The organism is Ruegeria sp. BHSA118 (assembly GCF_059613405.1).
Genome location: NZ_JBXWSM010000055.1, coordinates 18,545 through 28,445, shown reverse-complemented (window position 1 = coordinate 28,445; position 9,901 = coordinate 18,545). Strand labels below are relative to the sequence as shown.

Annotated in this window: 6 protein-coding genes; all 6 read right to left on the bottom strand. The window is 57.1% G+C overall.

Annotated features, from left to right (window positions below):
- Positions 1–210: 210 nt before the first annotated feature.
- On the bottom strand, positions 211–2,871 hold the full coding sequence (locus AC2FNN_RS15800) for a molybdopterin-dependent oxidoreductase (protein WP_496759472.1): 2,661 nt from the start codon (positions 2,869–2,871) through the stop codon (positions 211–213).
- On the bottom strand, positions 2,871–3,203 hold the full coding sequence (gene nirD / locus AC2FNN_RS15795; RefSeq protein ID WP_496759471.1) for a nitrite reductase small subunit NirD: 333 nt from the start codon (positions 3,201–3,203) through the stop codon (positions 2,871–2,873). The genes AC2FNN_RS15800 and nirD overlap by 1 nt, the downstream gene beginning before the upstream one ends.
- A complete protein-coding gene (gene nirB / locus AC2FNN_RS15790; protein ID WP_496759470.1) occupies positions 3,200–5,635 on the bottom strand; it encodes a nitrite reductase large subunit NirB in 2,436 nt (811 codons plus the stop codon). The genes nirD and nirB overlap by 4 nt, the downstream gene beginning before the upstream one ends.
- A gap of 4 nt (positions 5,636–5,639) precedes the next feature.
- Positions 5,640–7,319: an ABC transporter ATP-binding protein gene (locus tag AC2FNN_RS15785; RefSeq protein WP_496759469.1), complete on the bottom strand. Its 1,680-nt coding sequence runs from the start codon at positions 7,317–7,319 to the stop codon at positions 5,640–5,642.
- Between the two features lie 5 nt (positions 7,320–7,324).
- Positions 7,325–8,407: an ABC transporter permease gene (locus AC2FNN_RS15780; protein ID WP_496759468.1), complete on the bottom strand. Its 1,083-nt coding sequence runs from the start codon at positions 8,405–8,407 to the stop codon at positions 7,325–7,327.
- Between the two features lie 72 nt (positions 8,408–8,479).
- On the bottom strand, positions 8,480–9,844 hold the full coding sequence (locus AC2FNN_RS15775; RefSeq protein ID WP_496759467.1) for a CmpA/NrtA family ABC transporter substrate-binding protein: 1,365 nt from the start codon (positions 9,842–9,844) through the stop codon (positions 8,480–8,482).
- Between the last annotated feature and the right edge of the window lie 57 nt (positions 9,845–9,901).

Below are 9,901 nucleotides of genomic sequence, written 5' to 3'. Positions count from 1 at the left end.
TCTGCTCGTCGGTCAACCAGAATAGATTGCTCATGATACACCCCTGAAACTCAGGGGTTTGAATCACGCAGCCGAGATGGCGGCAACAAAATTAATGGGTCCAGAACCTAGTAAGTTCCAATGACATATGTTCCGTTGAGTGAACGGAACCCGCCCTTGCTATGCGAGCCAACCAAAGCAGACCACAGTCCTGTTCAGGCGATCCCGAGACTATGCTGATTGTTCTTGCGGGCAGTTCTTCGGTTTGTGGACGATCAATTTCGAACGTTGTGTGACCAAATCAGCCAATTCTGGCCGGCAGGACCCGCAATTCGTTCCAGCCTGAAGAGCATCTCCGACACTATCAACATCGGTCAATCGCCCGTCGTGTATAGCGCGAATGATGGTATTTAGACCGACTTCGAAACACGAACAGACGATTGGTCCGCAGTCGTCGGAATCAGCGGAGGACCGACCAGAGAGAATCTGTTGGGGCGCAACCTCAGGCAAAGTTGCCAAATAGTCTCGCATCAGTGTTGTCGGTTGGCGAGAAACGAAGAGCGCTGCCAAAATTTGCCGCCCGTCTGAGAGCGCAATTCGGTACGAGCCGCGTTTGGAATCTTGTACTGAAGTCACCGTTGCATCCGGCAACCCAAACCAATCGCGCGCAGTCTTTTCCCAGTCTTCTACGATCTGCTTCCCCGCTAACTCCATTCTGTAGCCGTTGCTTGTTTTTGCGGCTGCCCAATACTCCGCCCAAGGACACGCTGGTTCAACTGAAACGGCGAAACCGTACCATGCAGCATGCAAACGTCGTATAGATACCGCTGTTGATTTGCTCTCCGGTTGTCCGGAAATCGGATCAGTAACGCTGGGAACTATGGCGTTTACACGGGCCGCCGGGGCCGTTTCTCGGGTCCAGTGAATGGGTGCGAACACATTGCCAGGCGCAATAGCTTCTGTGATGCGAAGCCGAAATATGCCGCTCCCGATTGGACTGTTTACTTCGACCAAATCGGCAGAACTAAGACCCAGTTGATCAACGTCTTTTGGGTTCATTTCCACATATGGTTCGGCAAGATGGGCCGATAGGCGCGGCGACAAACCGGATCGGGTCATAGTATGCCACTGATCCCGGTTTCGCCCTGTGTTTAACAGGAAAGGGTACCGCTCAGAAGGTTCTGCCTCGGGCGGTTGATGGAGAACTGGCACAAACCGCGCCTTGCCATCAGAATGAAAAAACTGTCCATCGCCAAAGAAGCGCCCTTCTGTAGCGCGAGAGGTCGTCGGCCATCGTGTAGGGTCCAGCGCCTCATAGTCTTCGTCACCAATGTCGGAAAACTCGGCAATTTCAAAGTCCCTGCCAAAAGTCACGGCAAGCGAAGACATTTTTGCGTATTCTCTGAAAATTTGCACAGGGGACTCGTAGCTAAATGCCTCTTCCCACCCCATCCGGCGGCCTACCTCAGCCAAGATATCCCAATCCGGACGCGCTTGCCCCGGAGGCGCCAAGACGGCACGTTGTCTGCTGATTGTGCGATCTGAGTTGGTTACAGTTCCCGATTTTTCTGCCCACCCCGCCGCTGGTAGCAACACGTCTGCGAAACGCGCGGTATCTGTCCGCGCAGTCAGGTCACTGACGACTGAAAATGGGCAACTTTCAATTGCAGCACTCACTCTGTCCGCGTCTGGCATGGTAGCTGCAGGGTTGGTGTGGATGATCCATAATGCCTTGATCTGACCGTCCTCGATCGAACGAAACAGATCGACCGCTTTCAATCCTTGCTTCTGAGGGATCTTAGGCGAACTCCAAAATTGTTGAACTGCCTGACGATGGTCTTCGTTTTCAATGTCCAAATGGCAGGCGAGCATATTGGCCAGGCCACCGACCTCTCGGCCGCCCATTGCGTTAGGCTGACCTGTGACTGAGAACGGCCCCATCCCTTCGCGGCCAATCCGGCCAGTAGCTAGATGACAATTCAAGATCGCGTTGACTTTGTCGGTTCCGCTGGAAGACTGGTTCACGCCCTGACTAAAGAGCGTGACGACCCGTTCGGTACCGATCCACAGATCGCAAAACGCTTCAACCTCATTAGGGCTAAGCCCCGTCTCATCAGGATCGTCAAGCTGCGCCACATCAAGGGCTTCGAGGAACCCAACACTGCGATTCAGAAAATCTGCTGCTACATGTCCAGTTTGGTGAATTCTGCTTAGCAAGCGATTGAACAGTGCCACGTCGCTACCGGGCCGCAGCGGCAAATGGAGGTCGGCTTGATCGCAGCTCGCCGTTCGACGAGGGTCAACAACCACAATCTTTGTCCCTCGTGCCTGACGTGCCGCTATGATCCGCTGATAGAGAACGGGATGACACCAGGCGAGGTTTGAACCCACAAGCACAACCAAGTCAGCCTGATCCAGGTCCTCATAGGTTCCAGGCACCGTATCGGTCCCGAAGGCGCGTTTGTGCCCCGCTACGGTTGAAGCCATACACAAGCGCGAGTTGGTGTCGATATTGGCTGAGCCGATGAAGCCTTTCATCAGCTTGTTGGCAACATAGTAGTCCTCGGTCAGCAATTGACCTGAGACATAGAAGGCCAAGCTGTCGGGCCCGTGTTCCTTAATCGCAGCGGAGAACCGTTCGGCGACCAATTGCAGCGCGTTATCCCAAGTGGTGTCTTTGCCGAACGCGCGCGGGACCAGTAACCGGTGATCTAGCCCCACGGTTTCACCCAATGCCAGCCCTTTCGAGCACAAACGCCCGTAGTTCGCCGGGTGGTCAGGGTCGCCCCGCACCGCCAACCCTCCGACCCCGTCAGGACGCAACAATACACCGCATCCGACGCCGCAGTAGGCGCAGGTCGAGCGGACCTCAGGCAAGCCAGTTCCATCCATCAGGCCGCACTCCTTCGGGCAACCGCGCTGTCGTCCAGCAGGATTCGACCGTCTTTAAGACGCACGGGATAGGTGGTGATGCGACCATCATCCGCCCCCTGCGCCTCGCCCGTGTTCAGGTCAAAGACCCAATTGTGCAGAGGACAAGTCACCGACTGGCCATGCACGATGCCCTCGGACAGTGGTCCACCTTTGTGGGGGCAGCTGTTGGTGGCTGCAAAAACCTCAGTCTCTGCGGTGCGGAAAACGGCGATGCAGCCGACATGGGTTTTCACCAAACGCGCGCCGCGCAGAGGTACTTCGTCGATATGTCCGATGTCGATCCAGCTCATTCCGCGGCCTCCAAAGTGAAATCTGCGATAGGGGAGTAGGTCTTCGCTTTTTCTTTGACGTGTTCGGCCCACGGGTCTTTGCGATAGATGTTTTGCGACAGTTCAAATCGGGCAACCAGTGCGGTGCGGTTTTCAAGGTCGTCTACGACCTGAGCTTTGACCCAGTCCAAGCCCACTTTTCCCAGCCATCTGTACAGCCTATCCAGGTACTTGCCGCCTTCGCGATAGGCTTGGGTAACGGCCATCACAACCTCGATAGCTTCGTCTTCGGTGGGAACCTGACAGAGCAGTTCGGTTTCTTTCACGTCCATACCAGCGGCACCGCCGATGCTGATCTGATAGCCTGAGTCCACGCAGACCACGCCGATGTCTTTGCAGGTTGCCTCGGCGCAGTTGCGGGGACAACCGGATACGGCCAGCTTCAGCTTGTGAGGCGTCCACGACCCCCACAGGATTTTCTCAAGCTTGATCCCAAGGCCCGTGCTGTCTTGCGTGCCAAACCGGCAGTGATCGGTGCCAACACAGGTTTTCACCGTGCGCAAACCCTTGGAATAGGCATGGCCCGAGACAAGACCGGCTTGGTTCAGATCCGACCAGATTGCAGGCAGGTCCTCTCCCTTCACGCCAAGAAGGTCGATGCGCTGACCGCCAGTAACCTTGACGGTTGGCACATCATATTTATCCGCCGCATCCGCGATGGCGCGCAGTTCTTCTGGCGTTGTAATCCCACCCCACATACGCGGCACGACGCTGAACGTGCCATCCTTCTGGATGTTTGCGTGTTTGCGTTCGTTGACAAACCGGCTTTGCGGGTCGTCCCGATACTCTAATGGCCAATCGGCCAGCAGGTAAAAATTTATTGCAGGACGACAGAAATGGCAGCCATTGGGGGTTGTCCAGCCTAGTTCTTGCCATACAGCAGCCTGGCTTTTTAGTTCTTGGCTCTTGATCAGACGCCGTACATCCTCATGCGTCAGGTCGGTGCAGCCGCAGATCGGTTGCGCCGTTGGCATTTGGAACTCATCTCCTAGTGTAACCTGCAGGACTTGCTCAACCAGCCCCGTGCATGTCCCGCAGGATGCGCTGGCCTTGGTTCTTGCACGCACGGCGGCCAGATCGCTGGCACCCGCGTTGATCGCCTCGACAATGTCGCCTTTGCATACGCCGTTGCAGCCGCAAATCTCCGCCTCAGGCGGCAATGCTGCAACGGCTGAGAGAGGGTCCGCGGTATCGCCCCCCTGATAGGCAGGCCCGAAGATCAGCGTCTCGCGCATGTCTTCAATGCTGGTGCCGTCCTTGATCAAACCGAAGAACCAATTGCCATCGGCGATATCGCCATACATAACAGCGCCTACTAAACGATCCTCTTCGATTACAAGGCGCTTGTAGACCCCGCGAGAGGGGTCTCGGAACACTATGTCCTCACGTCCGGGACCATCGGCGAAGTCACCTGCGCTGAACAGATCGCAGCCTGTGACTTTCAGTTTGGTCGAGAGGGTTTTTTGAACAAAAGCGGCTGCTTCCTCCAGCAACGACTTTGCCGCAACCTTCGCCTGATCATAGAGTGGCGCGACGAGGCCAAAGACCTCTCCGTCATGCTCGACACATTCGCCGACGGCGTAAACATCCGGGTCCGAGGTCAGCATCTGGTCGTCCACATGGATACCGCGCCCGGTGGCCAGCCCCGCCTGTTGCGCCAGACCCGTGTTCGGGCGGATGCCAACCGCCATCACCAGCAGGTCACAAGGCAGCTCGGTCCCGTCGTCCAGCAACAATGCTCGAACCTTGCCATCTTCCCCAAGGATTTCTTTGGAATTCGCTTGCAGGTAAATCTTGATACCTTTGTCTTCCAGCGATTTCTTCAGCAGGTAGCCTGCGGCCTCGTCCAACTGACGCTCCATCAGGTGACCCATGATGTGGACCACGGTGACGTCGACGCCATGGGCCGCCATGCCCGCAGCGGCCTCAAGCCCCAATAGGCCGCCGCCAATTACGACGACTTTGTTGTCGGGACCCATGCCCATCATCCGCTGAGTGTCTTCCAAATCGCGATAAGCGATCACCCCTTCCAGATCATGCCCGGGTAGAGGGATCATGAACGGGTTCGACCCGGTCGCGATCACCAGCTTGTCGTAGGGCACATGTCCGTTAACGCCCTCGACCACCTTCATCTCGCGGTCGATCTTCGCCACTTTCTCACCAAATCGGCAGGCAATACCACGCTCGGCATACCAGGTGTCGTCATGGGTGACGATCTCTTCATACGTCTTCTCGCCCGACAGTACCGGGCTGAGCATGATGCGGTTGTAATTCCCGCGCGGCTCGGCGTTGAACAGGGTGATGTCGAACGCATCCGGCGCGGCATCGGTCAGGTGTTCCAGCACCCGGCCCGAGGCCATCCCTGCGCCAATGACAACAAGTCTTTGCTTCATGATTTCACTCCGCTGCAATCGCCTTGGGGGCGGGTGTTTTGGGCTTGGCGCCGTGTTCGTATTCTTCGAGGAAATCGAGGACCTCCTGCCGGTAGGCGTAGTAATCCGGATGTTCCAGCAGGGCCTTGCGGGTGCGCGGCCGCGGCAGGTCGACCTTGGTGATCTTGCCGATCGTCGCCTGCGGCCCGTTGGTCATCATCACCACGCGGTCGGCCAGCAGGATCGCCTCATCCACATCGTGTGTCACACAGATCGCGGTGACCTTGGTGCGGGACCAGACCTCCATCAGCACTTCCTGCAATTCCCAGCGTGTGAGGCTGTCGAGCATCCCAAATGGCTCATCCAGGAGCAACAGCTTGGGGGACAGAGCAAAGGCGCGGGCGATGCCGACGCGTTGCTTCATACCGTTCGAGAGATCGGAAGCAGATTTGTCCATCGCATCGGCCAGACCGACGCGTTCCAGATAATACTCCACCACGTCCTGCCGCTCGGCTATGCTTGCCTTGGGATAGACCTTGTCGACGCCAATCGCGACGTTTTCCTTGGCGGTGAGCCAGGGGAACAGGTTGGGGGATTGGAACACCACCGCGCGTTCTGGGTCTGCACCTTCAACGTGGCGACCATCGAGTTTGATCGCGCCTTTCGAGATGTCGTTCAGCCCTGCCGCCATGGTCAAAACCGTGGACTTGCCGCAGCCGGAATGGCCGATCAGCGAGATGAACTCACCCTTGTCGATCTTCAGGTCGAAATCCTCGACCACGGTCAGAGGGCCTTTGGGCGTCGGATACACCTTGTGCAGCTGCGAGAAGTCGAGGAAACGGCTCTCGATCATCCCCTTTTGCGCCTCGGCCACCACCGTTGGTACCCCGTGGATCGGGGTGACATCCGGCAGGATACGAGAACCTTCGACCTTGGCCTCGATCCCCACATCCATCAGGTACTTTGTGACGTCAGCGCGGAGGTGTTTGAAGGTCTCGTCGTTGTTCATCGCACCCCGATCACGCGGGCGGGGGATCGACACACGGAATTCCTGCCCCAAAGTCCCATCAGGGTTCAGCGCTATGATGCGGTCGGCCAGAATGATCGCCTCGTCGACATCGTTGGTGATCAGCACGCAGGTCTTTTTATCGGCCTCCCAGATATGTTCGATCTCATCCGCCAGATTGGCGCGGGTCAGCGCATCAAGCGCAGAAAGAGGCTCGTCCAATAACAAAACCTCTGGGTTCATCGACAAAGCGCGCGCCACATTGACTCGTTGGCGCATCCCACCGGACAGCTCCGCCGGGCGTCGCGTCGCGGCATGGCTGAGACCTACCATCTTGACGTAATGCGCGACCTTCTTGGCCTTTTCAGCCTTGCTGAGACCGGGGAAAACCGTATCAACCGCCAGCCCGACGTTGCCGCTGACCGTCAGCCACGGCATCAGAGAGTAGTTTTGAAAGATCACCCCGCGTTCCGGGCCGGGGCCCTTGATCGGTGCACCTTTGAATGTGACCGCTCCGCTGGTTGGAGTATCCAGCCCCGCCATCAGGTTTATCAAAGCCGTCTTGCCGGTGCCCGAGAAGCCGAGGATGACCAGAAATTCGCCCTCTTGCACGTCCAGGTCGATGCCATTCAACACATCTGTGCGCGCAGCGCCTTCACCGAAGGATTTCGAAGCGTTTTTGAAGCTCAGGATGGTCATCTCACTCACCGGTTATTCGTGAAGGTGAAGAGGGATTGCAGCGCGTACATCACTCGATCCAGCAGGAAGCCGATTATGCCGATGGTGAACACTGCAACCATGATCTTGGCCAGCGAACTGGAGGAACCGTTCTGGAACTCATCCCAGACAAATTTTCCCAGACCAGGGTTCTGCGCCAGCATCTCAGCTGCGATCAGAACCATCCAGCCGACGCCCAGCGACAGGCGCAGGCCGGTGAAGATCAGCGGCAAGGCCGAGGGCAGCACCAGCTTGGTGATCTTCGTATATGTGTTCATTTTCAACACCTTGGAAACATTCACCAAGTCCTTGTCGATAGATGCCACACCCAACGATGTGTTGATCAGCGTGGGCCACAGCGAACACAGGGTCACAGTGATTGCAGAGATCAGGAAGGATTTTGCAAACCAGCCGTCATTGGTGACGTAGACCGCCGAGACAATCATGGTCACAATCGGCAACCACGCGAGCGGAGACACCGGTTTGAAGATCTGGATCAGCGGGTTCAGTGCGGCATTGGCGGTCGGGGACAAACCAGCGGCAATGCCAAGCGGCACGGCGACCATTGTGGCGATCAGAAAGCCGAAAAACACCGTTTTGATCGAGGTCCAGATTTGCTGATAATACGAAGGTGCCCCGGTAAAGGCGACTTCCTTCACCTTTTCGGGCTGACCGGCATCGATGAACTTCTGATTGCGCTTTTCGACCATCGCTTCGAATTTGGCGCGCTTGGCGACCTTAGCCTTTGCGTCTTCGTTCAGGCTGACCGTCTCGCTCCAAACCTGCGCAGGTCCGGGGACCGCACCAAGCGAGGTCTGCACCTTTGGGGCCAGTGTGGCCCAGAGCAGCAGGAAGGCACAGATCGACAACAGTGGTACGATCAGCAACCGCCAGATTTCGGTCATCTGTGCGCGTGGGTTGTCTCCGGCGGCGGCCTTTAGGACGGGCGTGGCCCAGCTGAGGCCCAACACCTGGAACCACTTGTCGGCGGCGTTGATGCGGGTGAAAAGGCGGGCGCGACCTTCCTCTCGGGCGGCGTCTGCATTGAATTCTGGATCGAGCGTTGTCATCTGATGTGTCCTTGCGATGGCGGGGCACTGTTTGGGCCACGCCCAGCAGATGCTGGGCGTGGATTTTTGGGATTAGCCTTGGACGTCCGAGCCGACGATCGTCTGACCGTCTTTCAGACCGATGGAGAGGCTTTCGAGATAGGCGTTGGGTGTACGACCGTCATAGGCGATGCCGTCGATGATATCTTCGGCAGGGGTCGGGGCTTTGTAGCCGTCGCTGTCCCAAGGGAAGTCGGCTTCATTCGCAAGGCCTTCGTCGACCAGCAGGCGTGCGGCCTCCAGATAGATTTCAGGCTTGTAGACGGATTTAGCGACTTCGTCGTACCAGCTGTCGGGCTTGGATTCGTCGATCTGACCCCAGCGGCGCATCTGCGTCAGGTACCAGACGGCGTCCGAGTAGAATGGATAGGTCGCATTGTAGCGGAAGAACACGTTGAAATCGGGAACCTCGCGCTTGTCACCTTTTTCGTATTCGAACGTGCCGGTCATCGAGTTGGCGATGACGTCATAGTCCGCGCCCACATATTCTGGACGGCTCAGGATCTCGACCGCCTCGGGGCGGTTGGCGTTGTCGTTTTCATCCAGCCACTGCGCTGCGCGGATCAACGCTTTGATCACAGCCAGAGTGGTGTTTGGGTATTCCTCGGCAAATTCGGCAGTGATGCCAAAGACCTTTTCGGGGTTGTTCTTCCACAGCTCATAATCGGTAATGACCGGAACGCCGATACCCTTGAACACGGCCTGCTGGTTCCAAGGCTCACCCACGCAATAGCCGTAGATTGTTCCAGCCTCCAACGTCGCAGGCATCTGCGGCGGAGGCGTTACCGACAGGAACACGTCAGCGCCGATTTGACCGGTTACGTTTTCAGGGCTGTAGAAGCCCGGGTGCAGCCCACCCGCCGCCAGCCAATAGCGCAGTTCGTAGTTGTGGGTCGAGACTGGGAAGACCATGCCCATGTTGAACGGCTTGCCTTCGGATTTGTATTTTTCAACGACCGGAGCCAAAGCCTCGGCGCTGATGGGATGCTGCGGGCGACCGTCGTCCATCACCGGGATATTCGGCTTCATTTCTTCCCAAATCTCGTTGGAAACGGTGATACCGTTGCCATTCAAGTCCATCGAAAAAGGGGTGATGATATGCGCCTCGGTGCCGTAGCCTATTGTTGCGGCCAAAGGTTGCCCGGCCAGCATATGCGCACCGTCCAACTGCCCGCCGATCACACCATCCAGTAGCACTTTCCAATTGGCCTGGGCTTCCAGCGTCACGAACAAGCCTTCGTCCAGAAAGTACCCATTCTCATAGGCCACTGCCAGCGGTGCCATGTCGGTCAGTTTGATAAAGCCAAAAGTCAGTTCGTCTTTTTCCAGTTCCAGCTCGGCCAGTGCCGGAGACACAAGCACCGTCGTTGCGACGAGGCCCAAAAGAAGCTTTTTCATCTCGATCCCTTTCGGTTCAGCCCAACCCCTTGGGCAAACAAAAAAGCCGCCGACACA

Bases quoted from the DNA above. Each gene is read 5' to 3' on its own strand.
- AC2FNN_RS15800 (WP_496759472.1), bottom strand. From the start codon at position 2,871: ATGGATGGAACTGGCTTGCCTGAGGTCCGCTCGACCTGCGCCTACTGC.
- nirD (WP_496759471.1), bottom strand. From the start codon at position 3,203: ATGAGCTGGATCGACATCGGACATATCGACGAAGTACCTCTGCGCGGC.
- nirB (WP_496759470.1), bottom strand. From the start codon at position 5,635: ATGAAGCAAAGACTTGTTGTCATTGGCGCAGGGATGGCCTCGGGCCGG.
- AC2FNN_RS15785 (WP_496759469.1), bottom strand. From the start codon at position 7,319: ATGACCATCCTGAGCTTCAAAAACGCTTCGAAATCCTTCGGTGAAGGC.
- AC2FNN_RS15780 (WP_496759468.1), bottom strand. From the start codon at position 8,407: ATGACAACGCTCGATCCAGAATTCAATGCAGACGCCGCCCGAGAGGAA.
- AC2FNN_RS15775 (WP_496759467.1), bottom strand. From the start codon at position 9,844: ATGAAAAAGCTTCTTTTGGGCCTCGTCGCAACGACGGTGCTTGTGTCT.